The following is a 16,270-nucleotide window of genomic DNA, read 5'->3' on the forward strand; positions in this document are numbered from 1 at the left end:
ACTAAGGAATATTATTTTACTTTTATTTTTTGAATTTTTCTTCAAACTGTTTATATCTATTTTCACACATCCTTTGACTCATTGGACGGATTGTCGGTGTATATAAATTCTGTTCTCCTCTTGCCGTCTGCCATCCACATACATGATCCCCATATACATAAACAAATTCCATTGTATGTTTATCGCAAGCATATTTTACATTTAATTTTTTAAATTTAAGTGCCTGCTTAGCAGATGTAAAAATCAAAGCTATCCTATTTTTGAAATCCATTTCTGAAAAATCTGCCATAAAATTCATTGTTATTTTATCATCATTTCTATCAAATCCGTCATTTTGAAATTTTATATTTTCAACTGATTTGAATGGTTCAACATACATATCAATCCCCGTATATTCGTAGATATCAATATTCTGCTTTCTAAATGAATCCATTAAATCTGAATTATCAAAAGCATAAACTTCTTCTTTGCTACCGCTATAATTCTTTAAATAAAAAATGTAATAATGTACTTGATCACAGCTTATGTTACTTATCATATTTACTACATCTTTAAAAAAGGGCATAAGACCACCCAGATTCATCTTTTTCGTGCTATATCTGTTTAAGAATAACTCGCTAAAATCTGTGTATACCTCAATTAAAAAAGTTATAGAAATATCTTCACTATTCTTTATCTGTTCAAGTTTTTCTTTATAAACATCGACACTATTTTGATGTTTTCTCAAACTGCTTTCAAATGAAGTCAGAAAATTTTTGTAGGTTGCTTTGCTCTTCCGCTCTATTTGGTTTGAAACAGTTTTCATAAGATCATCAATAGCTTCTCCCGGCACTACATCTGATGCCAATACCGATTCCTTATGGGTATTGTATACATCACTAATTTCCTTTTTATTCATGACACCTGTAGACTGGACTTTTCCCCTTTTCTTCTTTACAAAATGATCAACTCTAAAATGTTCTATTCCCAATAGGCAATTGTATTTTTCATTCCGTCTTATAAAATCTGGACGTTCATCACACTCTATATCCTCACAATCATGAATTTCCAATATTCTCTTGGTTTCATCTGTACCATGTCTCATTCCAAAATCTATAGCTGAATTCAAGCATTCTAATTCAGAACTTTTTTTCTCATCCATGCAACCACCTCCATGATTAATTTTATCATGAAAACTAAAATCTGTCGAAATCTTCCTGCGTTGCAAGTTCTGCATATTTACAGTCATCGTTTCTGCTCTCTGCATACATATCATTGATAAGACCTATCGACACCATATCAAGATCTGCCATCGATAAGCCTAACTGCACACAGCGAAGCAAAAACAACGGGGTTGTCATTTCACGCTCAGTTGGGCGAACTTTTTTTTAGATTCAACATCCGTTTTTACATTCAGTCCCCAAAGTTCAATCAGCTGTGGAAGAACCTGGTAAATAGAGAATGTATTGAAATTATCAAGCCACTCTTCTGGAGTGTCCGGGATGGATGGGTCTGCGTGTTTGGCCATGATAAAAGCTATGTTTTCAAACATCTCAAGTGAGAACATATCCAGATTTGATGACTCTTCCTTTCCATCACCGATACTTTTCTCAAGCACGGCAAGATCTTTATAAATATCCCTCTGAAACTTTAATCTGTAGATTCGTGGGATGGCTGCACTCGCTTTGAATGCAACCTTCTGTCCGTCAATCTCTATATCTTTTCTGATTCCCATATCCTGCTCCTCCTTAAGATACAACCTTGGCTGATTTTACAGACTGCTGTTCAGCGGCCGCTATTGGCTGATATACACTCTTGTACCAGTTGTTATAAACTGTATCAGTAGTGGCATCACCTGTCTTAGCCTTAACATATCCGTCTGCCATCGGTCTTGCCTTTATGGTAAGTGTCTCTGTCTGTACTTCCTTCTCATCCTCATTGGTCTTAGACTCAATTGTTGGACGGGATGCCGTACAGTTATAAAGCACATGACGGATTTTTCTGATATCTCCATCAAATTCAAACAGAAGTGCAAAGCTACCTGTTTCAGAATTTGCATTCTCGACAAGGACCTTATTGGCATCCTGTTCCTCTTTTAAGATATCTGTGCGGAATGACTCAGGAATCATGGCAAGTTCAAGGTCACCATCATATCCCTGATTGTTGTTGATTACATAATACTCAATACCATCTGCATAGAATGATTCCGGCTCACCTGTCGGATCCATGCTGATGGATACTGCACCCGGCATCGGTACAGGAGTTCCAAAACTGACCGTGCCTTCCTCTGCAACAGTAATCGGTGCGTAATGTACATTGCAGATATTAAACTTGACTTTATTCTTTTTATTAGCCATCTTTATATCCTCCTTCATACTGGCATGGCAAACTCGAAGGCTACCTCATAGAGTTTTTCTTCCTCTATCCATACCTCCGACTGCTCATAAAAAATACCGTGGTTATCAAGCACGGCAGTTACTTTTTCTTCCAAGGACACATCCTTGAAATCTGTGTACAGTTCAATCCTTACTTCACTCATTTTGTAATAAACCTTGCCATCGGCTGCGAAGTTATCACTACCCGGCAACAGGTAACACAAAAATGGTGGGTCGGGACTTTCTCCCTCTGCAAAATGGTCATATGCAAAGGGAATCCCCATTTCTTCTATGATTTTCACTAATGCATCCATCATGAACCTCCAATTGCCTTTTTAATATCAGACTCCAGTTGTTTGACAGCACTTTCTTCAGCGGGTGCGATATGTGGGACTGCCTTTGTCCTTCCACCGCCCCTTTTTGCATGACCTTTCTCAAGCAGATGTGCAAGCTGATATTTCTTTGGGGAATGTACTGTAAGTTCCAAAGATTCAGAAGTCTCTTTTGTTGTACTGACCTTCCAACTCTTCGAGTAGGCACCTGTTTTCTTTGGAGCATTTGCCTGGATGTCTTTTTTCACTGATCGTCCTGCTTTTCTCACAGCCACCTTCATATCCGAGGTAACAAGGTCTTTATATTCCATAAGTCCTTTCATGACTTCGGATGCCAAATTATCAATCTGTACATTTGCCATGCTATCTCCTCACTTTCCTGCATCTGAATTTCAAGCATTTATTCTTGTAATTCATGTGGTCAATAAATGTAATATCATAAAGTTCCCCATTAAATAAAATACGGAGTTTTGTGCTGTCAGCACAGGCGAGCATCTTACAGTAACGGACTGTAAAAGCAAGGTCTGATTCATACAGCGTATTGGCTACCACACTTTTTTCCGAACCACTCTCACCGCTTACCGTGGCATAACACGAATAATAGTCTGTCCACCTGTTTTTATGGTTTCCGATAGCATCTGTTACGACCTCATCCTTCTGAAATGTTATCCGTACATTTAAAAGTGCTACTTCCATCAGAATCCCGCCTTTCTAATCCCAGAAAGCATGGAACGGAGCGACATGGCAAGTGCATGATGGTCGCAGTCCTCACGATGCTCATACTGATATGCCACCGCATACATGACTGCTATCTTTGCATTTTCCTTTTTCTCAAATACAGCCTTGCTTTTTATTCTGGCAATGTCCATACACAGACGCTCTGATGAGACAATCAGATTTTCAAGAAGTGTATCATCATCGTCAAAATCAATCCGAAGATAATTTTTCATTTCATCAAGAGAAATCATTCTGTTACACCTCCATAAATCTTTAAAGGCAGAGCAACTGTTTGTCACTCTGCCCCATTGGTTCTCTTAGGCTTTTCCTGCCTGTGCATCGGACTTCAGCTTAAGAATCTGCACTGCTTCTGGAAGTACTAACTTACCATCCACACGCTCCTTAGCCACCATACCGATCATGCCGTTTCCTGCAAAGAGTTCATTGAGCTGCTTGAAGGAACGGGTTCCACGGTCACCGATGTTGTAATACTTATAATCACCGAAGGAAATCGCATCTGCAGGTGCATAAGCAGATGTTCGTACCTGGTAGCCAAGAACTCTGTCCGGCTCTCCTGCCTGGTATGATGGCTGCCAGATGTATGCCCCGTTGTTATCCTTTAACTTACGAAGCTGTGCTAATGTAGCATCGTTCATAATAAAGGATGCATTCTTACGGTAAGGTCTCTTCAAAGCATAAACAAGGTCAAAGAGGTCATCAGACTTAAGTGCTGCCGTAAGTGTTCCTGCAAGATGTCCACCATCTGTTGCATTGAAAATACCTGTAGGCTTGCCCTTGCCATCTCCATTAAGGAATGCATCCTCTTCTGCATTTCCGAGCGCCTTACCAAACTCTGTGATAATGTAGTTCTCAAGAGGGAAAGCAGAATCATACAGAAGTTCCTCTGTGATCTTGATAGCAACATGAAGCTTATATGCATCCAGAATCATCTGGTCAAATGTAGCATTTCCAAATGAAAGAGCTGCTCCTTCCTCAATCCATGCTGCAGCCGGTTTTGTAGCTGCGATGTTAATCTTATGCTCCCCGGAAGTAGTAATTTTGGTCGCAATTTCTCTCATGATATTCTCCTCTGTAAGAACATCAATCAGTCTGTGGTCATACTCTTCTGGCACAAGATAACCACCATCTGCATCCACACCTTCCTGTAATACATTGGAAACCTGTCTGAAGTTGCTGCGGATTGCATTTAACATAGCCTTCTTATACTCATCAGATGCACGGCCTGTCTTTACCTTGCCCTGTGGCCCATCCTTATAAGGCTTTCCTGTAATAGGGGAATTCACAGGCTTGGAAAGTTCCTGCTCCCTTCTCTCGGCTCTCTGCTGTCTGTCGATGGAATTGGTAAGTTCCTCGATATCAGCCTCCATTCTGCTGTATGTCGCAGCATCCTCAGCAGATAAATTGCCATTCTTATCCTCATGGGTATTTACAAATTCCTTAGCCATCTCCCATGCCTTGGCTCTCTTGTCAACTAATTCCTGTACTGTCATAATCGCAGTCCTCCTTAAATATACTTTTTGATAAGATCCAGACGGTCTCTGATTTCTTTGGCAGATACACCGTCAGTTACATTCGTGGCGGGGATTTTTGCCTGCCCTGCAACATCCACGCTTGGCTTTCTGTAATGCTCTTCCAGCTTATTAAGAAGTGCATTGTTTACAGCTTTGCGTGAAAAAAGCACTGAATTGGATGATTTCTTTTTCTCATCCTCTTCGGTGCTTTCTTTATCAGAATCGCCATCTTCATCCGGCTCATCATCTTCTTTTTTAGGGAACTCATTTTTTGTGATGATATCATCAGCAAATCCAAGTTCCACCGCCTTGGTTGCATCCATCCATGTTTCAGCATCCATAAGCCTTGATAACTTTGCCCTCGACATTCCCGTCTTTAAGGAATAGGCATTTATGATAGAGTCCTTAACCCCTTCGAGCATTTCGATGGCTTTTGCCATCTCGGTATGGTCCCCGAATGCTACTGTCGCAGGGTTGTGGATCATCATCATTGAAACCGGGGACATAAGTACATTGTCACCTGCCATTGCAATCACGGATGCTGCCGAAGCTGCAATACCGTCAATCTTTACTGTGACATTCCCCTTGTAATCTGCGAGCATATTGTAGATTTGAGCCGCCGCCACACAGTCACCTCCCGGTGAATTGATCCATACAGTGATATCACCACTTCCGGCATTTAATTCATCCTTAAAAAGCTGTGGAGTGACATCATCGTCAAACCACGACTCCTCTGCGATGGTTCCGTTAAGGCTGAGAACTCTTTCTACGATTTCCTCGTTTGTTTCCCGGTTGAGCGTTTTCCTGCTCTTCCAGTTCCAGAACTTCTTGTTCTTCATCGGAATCCTCCTCTTCTTTTTGTGCTGAATCTGCAAAAATTCCTGCATCTTCAAGTTTTGTCATATTTCCATTGATGAGGTATAAATCCCCACCAAGTTCAGCGGGTATCCTGTCAAGGTTCTCCAGTTCCCGGATATCATTTGCAGACATCCAGCCATTCTGCCTTGCTGTTGCATACCCATTCATTCTGCTCTGATAATCTCCACGAAGGAGACCATCCACATTAAACTTAATAAAATAGTCTTTCTTCTCCTCTTCCGACAAAAGTCTGCGTACCATTGCCTGCTCCAGTCTTGTAATCCAAGGGCGGAGTGTATACACAACAAACTCCAAAGACTGCTGTTCAATATTGGAAAAGGTTGCTTTATCAAGCTGTCCAATCATGTGAGCCGGAACTCTGTATATCCTTGCAATCTCTGATATCTGAAAATTCCTTGTTTCAAGGAACTGTGCCTCAGACGGATTTATGGAAATCGGTGTATACTTCATTCCCTCTTCCAGAACTGCCACCTTGTTGGAATTGGATGAACCGCCAAATGTCTGTGTCCAGCTTTCCCTTACCTTCGAAGGGTCTTTTAATGTTCCCGGATGTTCAAGCACACCGCTTGGTGCAGCCCCGTTTGCATAGAATTTACTGCCATACTCCTCGGCTGCAATTCCCAGACCTATGGCATTTTTTGCCATCGCAATAGGTGAATATCCTACAAGACCATCAAAGGAAAGCCCCGGAACATGAAGAACATCTTCTGGCTTTAGCCTTACAGTTCCTGCTTTATTGGTAGGTGCATCATCAGAACTTACTGAATATTCATAATAAATATTTCCTTTATCATCCCTGTCCACATTCATTCTGTCTGGCATGAGTGGATACAGCCCAAGGACTTCTCCCTTTCCATTTCTGATAATCTGGCTATACGAGTTTCCCCATAACAGCAGATGTGTCAGAGCAACCTCAAAGAATGAATAGGCTGTCATTTCCGGGTTCGGTTCATCATGCAGCAGATGATATAAAGGATGGTCTAACGCCTTTTCCTTTCCACCATTCTTGTTGTATCTGTAAACATGAAGTGGCAGGCTTGCCACAGATTCTGAAATAACACGCACACAGGCATAAACTGCCGATGTCTGCATGGCACTTCGCTCATTTACCCTTTTCCCGGCTGCACTCTGTCCAATAAAAAAACTGTAGGCACTGCCTGCAGTTCTGTTCTTTGGTGCATCCCTCGATTTCAATAATCCACTAAGAATTCCCATATTAATCATCCTTTCAAAAAAGCACCTGCTTATAGGGCAGGTGCTAGATAAACACTAATAAGCACTTTGATATAATGAACTTGTACTACTTGAATTTAATTTTTTTAAGTTACAATCCTGACAAGTAAGTTGAATATTACAAACATCATTGATTCCACCTTCATCTAGTGAAACTATATGATCAAATTGCTTATCCCCATCATCCAATAATGTATATAAACCTGTTAAATCTTTTTTACAAAAAACACAACGCCCTTTATCTCTAAATAAAATAGCTCGTTTTACCCATTCTGGCATATACGCCCTTTTTACATTATTTTCTTCAAAAGAAACTGCAATTTCTTGATTAAATCTAAGAAGAAATTCTCTATTCTGGAACAGAATATATTCAACCTCAGTTGCTATTCTTTCAATAATATTCCAATATAAATCATCATATTCATCTCCAAGATAGTCAACAAAATTCGTAAAATTGTCCTCAAAATCTTCCTCTTTATCACAGATCTTGTATTCAACTGTTATTTCATAATATTTTTTTGCTGCTTGTATTATCCAACTGATCGGGTTAAAATCTACGACCTCACCATATTGGCTAATATATTTTGCTTGTTCATAAAACACCCTGTCTATCAACCAACTACAATATTCTCTTAATACAGATATCTTAGGGAAATCCTTAATCTCATCAATAAATAAATTTTCCCTAAATTCAGCATTAGTTCGAATATATTCAAATTTTCCCATGCTCTCATTTGCCAACTGACAAAAATAATAAACATTAAAATATTTCATATCTATCGTCATATTTTTTCTCCTCGCAAATTGAATTTATTATTAATTATATCAAATTCAACTCACAAGTCACTAAAAAATCAATAATCCCCTTTTATCGTAAACAGATTCCATTGATTCATTACCACAACGGATTGCTCTATCTAACGCCATAATACAGGCTATGGCTCCATCTATCTTTTCTGTTGATTTTGACTTATCTGCCTTAATGTTTCCGGCAGGGTCTGTACGGATGTATATGTTATCCATGTTCCACCGAAGGACTGGATGCCCTCCGTGGGCTATCCTCTGTTCAAGCACCAGTTTCATGAGTTCCTTGGTAGGCGGTGACATGGATGCAAATCCCTGTCCCATAGCCACAACATTAAATCCCATTCCTTCAAGGTTCTGTACCATCTGTACTGCTCCCCACCTATCGAATGCAATCTCACGGATATTGAACCGCTCACCCAGATGTTCTATGAATTTTTCTATAAATCCATAATGGACTACATTGCCTTCCGTGGTCTGTATATATCCCTGCTTTTCCCAGATATCATAATTTACATGATCTCTTCGTACACGCAGGTCGAGCGTTTCTTCTGGGAGCCAGAAGTAAGGAAGTACATAATATTTTCCTTCTTCATCTTCCGGCGGGAACACAAGGCAGAACGAAGTAAGGTCGGTGGTGCTTGAAAGGTCAAGTCCTCCATAACATACACGTCCCTCAAGGTCATCCTCGTTAACAGGGAATGCACAGGCATCCCATTTCTCCATTGGCATCCATCGGATACTCTGCTTTACCCATTGATTCAGCCTTAACTGGCGGAATGCATTCTCCTCTCCCGGATTCTGCCTTGCTGATTCACAGGCAGCTTCGACCTTATCGATTCCGATTGTTTCCCCAAGTGACGGATTGGCTTTCTTCCAAACTTCTGGGTCTGTCCAATCCTCATCAACTCCTGCACCGAATATCACAGGATAAAATGTGCTGTCATGCTTTCGACCTTCCATAATATCCAAAGCCTTCTGATGCACTTCATAACATATGCTTTCTGTATTATTTCCGGCAGTAGTTATAAGGAAATACAGTGGCTGCATTCTTGCATCACCTGACCCTTGAACCATAACATCATATAATTTACGGTTCGGCTGTGTGTGCAATTCGTCAAAGATAACACCGTGTGTATTGAAGCCATGTTTGTTAGAAACATCAGCTGACAGCACTTGATAAGTACTCTTTGTCGGAATGTACTCCAGCTTCTTCTGTGACTCATATATTTTGATTCGCTTGCTGAGTGGTTTTGAAAAACGCACCATATCGGCAGCTACATCAAATACGATTTTGGCCTGATTCTTATCCGCTGCACAGGAGTATATCTCCCCACGCTGTTCCCCTTCGCATAATAGTAACAATGCCACGGCAGCCGCCAATTCACTCTTGCCATTCTTCTTTGGGATTTCCACATATGCCATGTTAAACTGCCTATAGCCATTCTGCTTTATCGTTCCAAATACATCCCTTATAATCTGTTCCTGCCAGTCCATCAGCAAGAACTTCTTCCTAGCCCATGTACCTTTGGTGTGGCACAGATTCTCTATAAAATTCACAGCAAAATCTGCCTCAGACTTATCATAGTGAGAATCCTCTGCCATGAATCTAGTCGTTTTATATTTTTTCAGTTTTCTCACATGATCACCTCCACGAAAAAAGGAACCCCGGTGGGTTCCCCTTAAATGCTTTATGTTTAAATTCAAATCATGGCATCCAGTTTTTCATATTCAGCCAATCTTCTCTCATACTCCTGTGCAATGCACTGTCTTCTGAATCCGTTCTTTTCGCATCTGCCTTTCTTATAAAGTTCCTCAAGTTCTGCCTTCCTTCTTTTGAGAACCTCGATTTCGTTCCCTTCCTGTATTTCTTTTACATCCTTTTCATATCTTGTCATGCTCGTATCCTCCGTTTTCTCTGTTTTCCCTTTCGGTATGTGTACATTACCGTACTTCCACACTTATTGGAATACGATTATGTACCAGATATTCAGAGAGATTATTGTGTATATCAACATAACAAAGGAGTCCCTGTGAACTCCCATGTTATGGTTCTTAAAGGCTTAATTTGAATGCCGGAATTCTTTCTTTTACGCTTGGCTTTCCTTCAAAGCAAGCTTTCCAATCGTCATGCCTGCTGTTTATCTCAACCAGTCCCTGCAATTTGCATCCTTTCTTTTCAAATTCTGCAATCGTAAGGATGAGGCTTGAAAAGGTGCTTGAAATCGTGAATTCTGTAATTCCGAATCTTTGGCAGTTTTCGATAATCTCGTCAATATCGTAATCCCAAATGGCCTCGGCAAAATTGATGAGTTCGTTTCCTGCCTCCTCGCTGTAAAAGTATGCTGCTCCAAAGGTTGAATTCACATTGATGTCCTTGTAGCTTGTTCTGTTTTCTGCTGCTTTCTCTAAAATCTCAATTTTCTTCATGGCTGATGCCCTCCTGTTTTTTTCTGTTTTCCCTTTCGGTATGTGTACATTACCGTACTTTCACACTTATTGGAATACGATCATGTACCAGATTTTCAGAGGGATTATTGTGTATATTATGCCGTAGTATCTTCTAAGTTTGCCTTCTCTTCCTTCAATCTTTTAAACAACCCAACCAATTCCTCTTCACTCATTTGTGACACTTTCCTATAGAGTTCATACTCTGACTCCGTGCTTGGTGCCGGAAGTGGCAATGGAAAATGTCCGATGATATAATCTGTGGATACATCATAGGCTACCGGACAAAGATACACACCAGTTATTGTGTATCTTTCCAGAACTCTACTCACCATCTGTACATATGCCCATGCCCATCGCAAGATCTGTCAGTATCTTTGTGTATCTCTCACACTCTGCACCTTCACTTCCTGCAACCGCCTGTAGGAAAAATGCAACTGCATCTTCTTTACAGTCCCATGTTTCTTCCTTCCCGTGGCAGATGGTCTTTATGGTATGCAGCTTTCTACATGAGTCCTCGCCATAGACAACTCCGAGATGGCATCCATTATCCCATGCCACATGAATCGTGCCTGTATCGTCCACACAGTCAACGGTTCCCCTTGTGCCTGTCGGCATATCACGGTATGGGTCATTCATGGATACAAGTTCAACCCTTGTACCCGATGGATATTCTTTCTTTACTTTTTCTACAATATCTCTTGATGGAAAGAACATTACTGCTCGCCCCCTTTCTTGGCTCCACACTTAAATGCTGATGAGCCGTTCAGCTTGGAAAGCAGCAGCTTTCTGTCGGCTTTGTACTCATCCCCGATAAATCCAAGTCGGAGGAGAAAGCATCGGAATGCATATTTCTCATTTTCGTTTTCCTTTGGCTTGGCAGTAATTCGTTTCTGCTTCATGGTCATTTCGCAGATTGCTGTAATAAATTTTGTGTAGGTCATAGCCTCTTCCGGCTCGACCTTTGAAAACCAAGGGAATGAAACGGAATCCTCATTCATCTCAAACCGCAGGTCTGTAATCCCAAGGGCATCCTTTATAAGACTTCCTTTTGCTTCAAGCAGGCTTGTAAGATTTGCCACATTTACCTTTGTAAATGGGATTGTGACTGTAAGTTCCATCGCACCTTCCGTTTCTGCTTCTTCGGCATCTTTGTTTTCTTCCCATTCTGCCGGGGTGATTCCTGTTGCCATAACGCAGGCATCAACGATTGGTGCAACCTCATCAATGTCATCGAAATCTCCGAATTCAAGTTCCCCGTTTCTGCCTACCGTGTAGTTTCCAATCTCGTATGCGCAGGATGGAGCTCCAAGGTATCTTGCCTTCCCGCCTATTTCTTTTTCAATGGCTGTGACCATTGCCTTCCGGCTTTCGCCTTTCACATTAAAATGTAGTACCATGCTATGTACCTCCTTTTCTCTTGGTATGTACATATATCACTCTAAACCCCTGTAAAAGCAACGATTATGTGCATTCACAGGGGTACAAATATACTGCCTTTATGTGGCAGATTCTTGTGCATAGTACATAATGCCAGACAGAACAAAATAAACATTCGGTAATGCCACTCCGTTTCCCCACATTTTATATTCAGCAGAATCAGACCTTGGATTCTGTAACCACTTTCTGATCTGGTTGTCCGTCTTTGGCTTTGTGGTCTTTCCCATTGCCCTGGCATGGATATGAAAGATTTCTCTCCACTTGACAATATCCTCATCGGTTGGTTCTGCAATAGCAAGTCCGTCACACCACCAGTCCGGGAATCCCTGCAGTCTTGCACATTCCGTAGGTGTCAGTCTTCGTACTATATAATCAGTATTCTCTCCGTCATTTACAATTGGAGGATCCTTATAATCCGTAGCAACTAAGGTATTGGCACATTCTTCATTTGCCTCGGTAAAGAACGATGCCTTGGATGAAGAAAATCTCGGATGAGCCACACCGCTTGCTCCGGCTGCAACAAGTGTTGGTTCTACTTCCTCTTCAATCTGGAAACTGAAAGTAGCGTTGTAACCCTGGTTCATTGCAGGTCTGCCAATGCCATAGGATGGTTCTCCAACAAAGTTCTCTTCCGGGTTCTTCATCATCTGACTGGATGGACCCTTGGGGCCATCATTTGCAGAAAGTGTGGCATGAACATCTGCAAATGCTACTGCGTGTTGCTCCGTTGCATTTAAAGCGTACATGATATCGGATTCCTTATATCCGTCCCCTTTATGGGAAGGTCTGCTGCCATTGCCTTCAAGCACAGCAATACCGCCCTGGTTACAGGTAGGATTTCCACCATTCGCATCAAGGGTTCTTGATGTCTCTGCTTCATAAAAACCGCTGTTCGGATTATCTGATTTCATGGAGTTGCTGTTCTTTGCACACACACCGAATGCCCTCGGCTGGAATAATGTCTGATCATTATTTGTTCCAAGTGTTGCTGACAGGTCATCCTGTATCAGTGCACCCTTGCCACCGCCCTCACAGCCACATCTGATTTTCAGAGTTTTTGGTGTCTGTAATACAAACGGCTGATTATTTCCACCTGTTCCATAAGTAGATGAAACCGTCTGTGCCACAGCAAGTGGTCCCCGGTATCTTGTATCCTGTGAGTGGTTTTCAAACATTAAGCTGTCTGAGCCTGTTTCTCCAATGCTTTCTGTAATACCGTTGGCAGCGTCTTGCCACGACTTGAAGCCCTGCGCAGAATACCCAGACAAGCCTTCTGACTCAAATAATATTTTTCCGGCACCCCCTCCATCAAAATCTGCGACAAGGTAGATACGTTGTCTTCTCTGGGGAACACCCCAATACTGAGCATCAAGGAGTCTCCATGCAATACTGAAGCCTTCTCCCATGATGCGTCCTGCATTTTCCCATTTTGCAGGTTTAGGTACAGACACACATTCTTCTTTGACTTTGCAGATTTCATTAAGGACTGCCCGGAAGTCCTCGCCCTTGTTTGACGAGAATGCTCCGGGAACATTTTCCCAGACGATGTATCTTGGATATTTTCCATTGGTAGCCTCCCTCATTTCCTTTATGATTCTGATTGCCTCATAAAAAAGACCTGAACGGTTACCGCCCAAGCCTTCTCTTTTCCCTGCCACGCTCATGTCCTGACAGGGACTTCCAAATGTGATGATATCAACTGGCTCAATCTCTGCCCCACTGACCTCACTTATATTTCCAAGGTGTGTCATATTGGGAAAACGGACTGATGTGACCCTTATGGGAAACGGTTCAATCTCTGCTGCCCACTTCGGTGTGATTCCTGCAATGACTCCACCCAATGGAAAACCCCCGGAACCGTCAAAAAGACTGCCGAGGGTTAACGTCATTTTATTCTGTTGTTCCATCGGCATCCTCCATTCCTGCCACTGCATCTTCGTAACTGATCTTCTCACCATTACGGATGACATACACATCCGTGCTGTCATCATTCTTATATTCGAGGTATCTCTTTACCGCCACATCCACAAATTTCGGTTCAAGTTCCACACCATAACAGATACGGTCAAGCTGCTCACAGGCCATAAGCGTGGATGCAGAGCCTAAGAATCCGTCAAGGACGATGCCGTTTGCCTGTGTACACTGCTTGATAAGATATGCAATCAGCGGAACCGGCTTGCTGGATGGATGCCCGAATCCATCTTCCTTTGAATTCTTAATACCATCAAATTCAAATACAGATTTCTGTTTCTGGTCACCATACCATTTGTGCTTTCCATCTTTTCTCCACCCCCAGATGATTGGCTCCATGTTGAACTTCCAGTCAGTCCTCATAAGCGGTGCCCTTGGCTTTTTCCATATAAGACCTGCACCGACCTTAAAACCTGCATCTTCATATGCATCATAAAATACACGAGCCTTCATGGTCGCATAGAATACATAGATGGATGCATCAATAGCCATAACATTATGGAAATTGGTAAAGGCTTTCATAAGGAATTCATATCCGTCCTTATCGTTTAAGTCATCATTGGCAATCTTGCCGGATGCATTCTCAAGTGCTACAAAGTATGGTGGATCCGTGCAGACAAGATTACACTTCTTATCCTCGAAAAGCTGTGTATAGGTATCTTCCTGTGTGGAATCACCACAGATGACTTTGTGTCTTCCGATATGCCATATATCTCCTGTCTTAGAAAAGCACGGTTTCTGTAATTCTTCCTCAACATCAAAATCATCCTCTTTTGCATCATCAGCATCTCCTGCAAGAAGATCTGCAATCTCCTGTTCATCAAAGCCTGTGAATGACACATCAAAGTCCATTCCCTCCAGGGCTTCAATCTCAACCCTTAACATTTCCTCGTCCCATCCGGCATCCTGTGCATATCGGTTGTCGGCAAGGATATATGCTTTCTTCTGTGCCTCCGTCAGATAATCCACGAACACACACGGAACTTCCTCAATACCTTCTTCCTTTGCAGCCATAAGCCTTCCGTGTCCGGCAATGACATTATAGTCAGCATCGATAATAACAGGATTGATAAACCCAAACTCACGAAGGGAACCTCGCAGCTTATTTACCTGTTCCTGCGAATGGGTACGGGCATTATTTACATATGGTATCAGTTTGGAAGTCTGTACCATTTTCATTTCTGTTGTATGCTTCGCCATTAGAATAACCCCCATTCTGCAAATTTCTCAAATCCGCCAACTGACTGGATATACTCTCTTGCCATCTGCACGATTTCTGCATAAGGCTTTCCATCCACCATCTCATCACCGATTGCACAGCAGAGTGTGACTGGCATTCCTGTTTCCTGTGCCTTAAGGAAGGAATAGATATTTACGGATACATCTGCCTTGGATAAATCCTTACCGTGCAGTCCTCCGCCAGTAACAGAATCAGCCATATCAGAGCCAAGTTTTCTGTTGGTTGCTCCCGTATCTACATCTGTACCACCTGCCCAGGCACCAAGCGGATTGACCTCTGCCCCTGGGTAATGATTCTCCAGTTCCTCTTTGTCTGCATTGCTCTGGCAGATGATGAGTCTTACTCCATCAAGGATGTACTTTCCGTCTGTCGGGTATTTTCTGTAAATGTCCCTTGCAATCTGTGAAAGATCTTTCTGTTCTCCAGTAAGTGGCATTCCCTTAAAGATGCCATTATCCCCGCATCTCACATTGCCTTTCTGATTCTCAGACAGATGAATGTCCTGTGGAACCATAACAATGTCTGTCTGAACATTTCCGGCAATACGGTGTACTGCTTTTTCTATTTCTTTTTCATCAATGTGTGCTGAAGTTTCTATAATCGCATGGCACACGCCATGTCCAATTAAGACCTCGGCAGCAATCTTGGGATTATCTTCAGATGCGTATGCCAGATCAACGATTGCACCGGCTATTCGGTCTGCAACCTTGTCTGGGTGCATCGGATTTACTTTTTCTATCATGTTTATCTCCTTATCCCCTGCTTCGTAGCAGAAGTTCCATCGGGTCGGACTCATCAGGGTTATAATCCTTCGAGCAGTTCTCCCTTACCACTTGGAAAATCTGATACCATATTGTGTTTACCTGTTTCTGGTAGTTCTGAGCCATAGCGACAAATGGACTTGCACAGGCAGCTCCTGTGGTCGGATGCTTGGAAAGGAATCCGTATTCTGAGATTGCCTCCTCACACTGCATCAGTCGGGACACGCTCATTGCGTACTGCTCCACCAGATGCTTGCTCACCAGTTTGTCGCATCCTTTTTCTTTCAAGTACAGATAGATGTATCTGTAAATATGTTCTGCATCGAACTCTCCCACAGCTTTCTGCTTGGACTTAATGTAAGAACTTGGCTCTGGGATATCTTCCCCTTCAAGTTCTGCTCCGTCCGGCAAGTCAATGATCTTCAGCTTTCTTCCACCAGGATTGCCTGCTGCCATCTTCTCAGCTAATGCCTTGGATTTTCTTCCGGCATTGACCTTGATATTTGAGCCACGGGCAGTTCCATCTCTTGCCATAATTTCATCTCCTAATAAAACTTTT

General features: G+C 42.1%; 21 protein-coding genes. All 21 read right to left on the reverse strand.

Annotation, left to right across the window (positions count from 1 at the left end; translation table 11 throughout):
* Nucleotides 1-22 precede the first annotated feature (22 nt).
* Nucleotides 23-1,141, reverse strand: a complete 1,119-nt coding sequence (locus DXB77_RS11550; protein ID WP_118663286.1) for a hypothetical protein — start codon at nucleotides 1,139-1,141, stop codon at nucleotides 23-25.
* A gap of 195 nt (nucleotides 1,142-1,336) precedes the next feature.
* Entirely contained in the window at nucleotides 1,337-1,714 is a 378-nt protein-coding gene (locus DXB77_RS11555; protein ID WP_118663288.1) for a hypothetical protein, read from the reverse strand.
* A 13-nt stretch (nucleotides 1,715-1,727) separates the two neighbouring features.
* Nucleotides 1,728-2,336, reverse strand: a complete 609-nt coding sequence (locus DXB77_RS11560) for a major tail protein (RefSeq protein WP_118663290.1) — start codon at nucleotides 2,334-2,336, stop codon at nucleotides 1,728-1,730.
* 14 nt (nucleotides 2,337-2,350) lie between these two features.
* Nucleotides 2,351-2,668: a hypothetical protein gene (locus DXB77_RS11565; protein ID WP_118663292.1), complete on the reverse strand. Its 318-nt coding sequence runs from the start codon at nucleotides 2,666-2,668 to the stop codon at nucleotides 2,351-2,353.
* Nucleotides 2,668-3,048, reverse strand: a complete 381-nt coding sequence (locus DXB77_RS11570; protein ID WP_118663294.1) for an HK97 gp10 family phage protein — start codon at nucleotides 3,046-3,048, stop codon at nucleotides 2,668-2,670. Before DXB77_RS11570 ends, DXB77_RS11565 begins: the two co-directional genes overlap by 1 nt.
* A 1-nt stretch (nucleotide 3,049) precedes the next feature.
* Nucleotides 3,050-3,382 carry a phage head closure protein gene (locus tag DXB77_RS11575; protein ID WP_118663296.1) on the reverse strand — a complete coding sequence of 111 codons (333 nt, stop codon included), beginning with the start codon at nucleotides 3,380-3,382 and terminating at the stop codon, nucleotides 3,050-3,052.
* Nucleotides 3,382-3,654, reverse strand: coding sequence for a head-tail connector protein (locus DXB77_RS11580; RefSeq protein WP_118663298.1), 273 nt, complete (start codon nucleotides 3,652-3,654; stop codon nucleotides 3,382-3,384). Before DXB77_RS11580 ends, DXB77_RS11575 begins: the two co-directional genes overlap by 1 nt.
* 66 nt (nucleotides 3,655-3,720) lie before the next feature.
* Nucleotides 3,721-4,914 carry a phage major capsid protein gene (locus DXB77_RS11585; protein WP_118663300.1) on the reverse strand — a complete coding sequence of 398 codons (1,194 nt, stop codon included), beginning with the start codon at nucleotides 4,912-4,914 and terminating at the stop codon, nucleotides 3,721-3,723.
* 14 nt (nucleotides 4,915-4,928) lie between these two features.
* Complete coding sequence (locus DXB77_RS11590) at nucleotides 4,929-5,774, reverse strand: head maturation protease, ClpP-related (protein WP_118663302.1); 846 nt, start codon at nucleotides 5,772-5,774, stop codon at nucleotides 4,929-4,931.
* Nucleotides 5,683-7,029 carry a phage portal protein gene (locus tag DXB77_RS11595; protein ID WP_118663304.1) on the reverse strand — a complete coding sequence of 449 codons (1,347 nt, stop codon included), beginning with the start codon at nucleotides 7,027-7,029 and terminating at the stop codon, nucleotides 5,683-5,685. The genes DXB77_RS11590 and DXB77_RS11595 overlap by 92 nt, the downstream gene beginning before the upstream one ends.
* Before the next feature lie 54 nt (nucleotides 7,030-7,083).
* Complete coding sequence (locus DXB77_RS11600) at nucleotides 7,084-7,833, reverse strand: HNH endonuclease signature motif containing protein (protein WP_118663306.1); 750 nt, start codon at nucleotides 7,831-7,833, stop codon at nucleotides 7,084-7,086.
* Between the two features lie 60 nt (nucleotides 7,834-7,893).
* Nucleotides 7,894-9,492: a terminase TerL endonuclease subunit gene (locus tag DXB77_RS11605; protein WP_182439482.1), complete on the reverse strand. Its 1,599-nt coding sequence runs from the start codon at nucleotides 9,490-9,492 to the stop codon at nucleotides 7,894-7,896.
* A gap of 62 nt (nucleotides 9,493-9,554) precedes the next feature.
* Nucleotides 9,555-9,749 (reverse strand): hypothetical protein, encoded by a 195-nt coding sequence (locus DXB77_RS11610; RefSeq protein WP_118663308.1) that lies wholly within the window; start codon nucleotides 9,747-9,749, stop codon nucleotides 9,555-9,557.
* A 157-nt stretch (nucleotides 9,750-9,906) separates the two neighbouring features.
* Entirely contained in the window at nucleotides 9,907-10,281 is a 375-nt protein-coding gene (locus tag DXB77_RS11615; RefSeq protein ID WP_118663310.1) for a hypothetical protein, read from the reverse strand.
* A gap of 116 nt (nucleotides 10,282-10,397) precedes the next feature.
* Nucleotides 10,398-10,634 carry a hypothetical protein gene (locus tag DXB77_RS11620; RefSeq protein ID WP_118663312.1) on the reverse strand — a complete coding sequence of 79 codons (237 nt, stop codon included), beginning with the start codon at nucleotides 10,632-10,634 and terminating at the stop codon, nucleotides 10,398-10,400.
* Complete coding sequence (locus tag DXB77_RS11625) at nucleotides 10,624-11,016, reverse strand: DUF4314 domain-containing protein (RefSeq protein WP_118663314.1); 393 nt, start codon at nucleotides 11,014-11,016, stop codon at nucleotides 10,624-10,626. The genes DXB77_RS11620 and DXB77_RS11625 overlap by 11 nt, the downstream gene beginning before the upstream one ends.
* On the reverse strand, nucleotides 11,016-11,699 hold the full coding sequence (locus DXB77_RS11630) for a virulence (protein ID WP_118663316.1): 684 nt from the start codon (nucleotides 11,697-11,699) through the stop codon (nucleotides 11,016-11,018). The genes DXB77_RS11625 and DXB77_RS11630 overlap by 1 nt, the downstream gene beginning before the upstream one ends.
* A 99-nt stretch (nucleotides 11,700-11,798) precedes the next feature.
* Nucleotides 11,799-13,646, reverse strand: coding sequence for a DNA cytosine methyltransferase (locus tag DXB77_RS11635; protein WP_118663318.1), 1,848 nt, complete (start codon nucleotides 13,644-13,646; stop codon nucleotides 11,799-11,801).
* Nucleotides 13,630-14,910 (reverse strand): site-specific DNA-methyltransferase, encoded by a 1,281-nt coding sequence (locus DXB77_RS11640; protein WP_118663320.1) that lies wholly within the window; start codon nucleotides 14,908-14,910, stop codon nucleotides 13,630-13,632. Before DXB77_RS11640 ends, DXB77_RS11635 begins: the two co-directional genes overlap by 17 nt.
* On the reverse strand, nucleotides 14,910-15,692 hold the full coding sequence (locus DXB77_RS11645; RefSeq protein WP_118663322.1) for an S-adenosylmethionine synthetase N-terminal domain-containing protein: 783 nt from the start codon (nucleotides 15,690-15,692) through the stop codon (nucleotides 14,910-14,912). Before DXB77_RS11645 ends, DXB77_RS11640 begins: the two co-directional genes overlap by 1 nt.
* Before the next feature lie 10 nt (nucleotides 15,693-15,702).
* Nucleotides 15,703-16,245, reverse strand: a complete 543-nt coding sequence (locus tag DXB77_RS11650; RefSeq protein ID WP_024853538.1) for a P27 family phage terminase small subunit — start codon at nucleotides 16,243-16,245, stop codon at nucleotides 15,703-15,705.
* Nucleotides 16,246-16,270: the final 25 nt, after the last annotated feature.

It is taken from the genome of Clostridium sp. OM05-9 (assembly GCF_003481465.1).
GTDB classification, from domain to species: domain Bacteria; phylum Bacillota; class Clostridia; order Lachnospirales; family Lachnospiraceae; genus Coprococcus; species Coprococcus ammoniilyticus.

Excerpts from the sequence above, each read along its gene's own strand:
- DXB77_RS11550 (WP_118663286.1), bottom strand. The coding sequence starts at position 1,141 with ATGGATGAGAAAAAAAGTTCTGAATTAGAATGCTTGAATTCAGCTATA.
- DXB77_RS11555 (WP_118663288.1), bottom strand. The coding sequence starts at position 1,714 with ATGGGAATCAGAAAAGATATAGAGATTGACGGACAGAAGGTTGCATTC.
- DXB77_RS11560 (WP_118663290.1), bottom strand. The coding sequence starts at position 2,336 with ATGGCTAATAAAAAGAATAAAGTCAAGTTTAATATCTGCAATGTACAT.
- DXB77_RS11565 (WP_118663292.1), bottom strand. The coding sequence starts at position 2,668 with ATGGATGCATTAGTGAAAATCATAGAAGAAATGGGGATTCCCTTTGCA.
- DXB77_RS11570 (WP_118663294.1), bottom strand. The coding sequence starts at position 3,048 with ATGGCAAATGTACAGATTGATAATTTGGCATCCGAAGTCATGAAAGGA.
- DXB77_RS11575 (WP_118663296.1), bottom strand. The coding sequence starts at position 3,382 with ATGGAAGTAGCACTTTTAAATGTACGGATAACATTTCAGAAGGATGAG.
- DXB77_RS11580 (WP_118663298.1), bottom strand. The coding sequence starts at position 3,654 with ATGATTTCTCTTGATGAAATGAAAAATTATCTTCGGATTGATTTTGAC.
- DXB77_RS11585 (WP_118663300.1), bottom strand. The coding sequence starts at position 4,914 with ATGACAGTACAGGAATTAGTTGACAAGAGAGCCAAGGCATGGGAGATG.
- DXB77_RS11590 (WP_118663302.1), bottom strand. The coding sequence starts at position 5,774 with ATGAAGAACAAGAAGTTCTGGAACTGGAAGAGCAGGAAAACGCTCAAC.
- DXB77_RS11595 (WP_118663304.1), bottom strand. The coding sequence starts at position 7,029 with ATGGGAATTCTTAGTGGATTATTGAAATCGAGGGATGCACCAAAGAAC.
- DXB77_RS11600 (WP_118663306.1), bottom strand. The coding sequence starts at position 7,833 with ATGACGATAGATATGAAATATTTTAATGTTTATTATTTTTGTCAGTTG.
- DXB77_RS11610 (WP_118663308.1), bottom strand. The coding sequence starts at position 9,749 with ATGACAAGATATGAAAAGGATGTAAAAGAAATACAGGAAGGGAACGAA.
- DXB77_RS11615 (WP_118663310.1), bottom strand. The coding sequence starts at position 10,281 with ATGAAGAAAATTGAGATTTTAGAGAAAGCAGCAGAAAACAGAACAAGC.
- DXB77_RS11620 (WP_118663312.1), bottom strand. The coding sequence starts at position 10,634 with ATGGTGAGTAGAGTTCTGGAAAGATACACAATAACTGGTGTGTATCTT.
- DXB77_RS11625 (WP_118663314.1), bottom strand. The coding sequence starts at position 11,016 with ATGTTCTTTCCATCAAGAGATATTGTAGAAAAAGTAAAGAAAGAATAT.
- DXB77_RS11630 (WP_118663316.1), bottom strand. The coding sequence starts at position 11,699 with ATGGTACTACATTTTAATGTGAAAGGCGAAAGCCGGAAGGCAATGGTC.
- DXB77_RS11635 (WP_118663318.1), bottom strand. The coding sequence starts at position 13,646 with ATGGAACAACAGAATAAAATGACGTTAACCCTCGGCAGTCTTTTTGAC.
- DXB77_RS11640 (WP_118663320.1), bottom strand. The coding sequence starts at position 14,910 with ATGGCGAAGCATACAACAGAAATGAAAATGGTACAGACTTCCAAACTG.
- DXB77_RS11645 (WP_118663322.1), bottom strand. The coding sequence starts at position 15,692 with ATGATAGAAAAAGTAAATCCGATGCACCCAGACAAGGTTGCAGACCGA.
- DXB77_RS11650 (WP_024853538.1), bottom strand. The coding sequence starts at position 16,245 with ATGGCAAGAGATGGAACTGCCCGTGGCTCAAATATCAAGGTCAATGCC.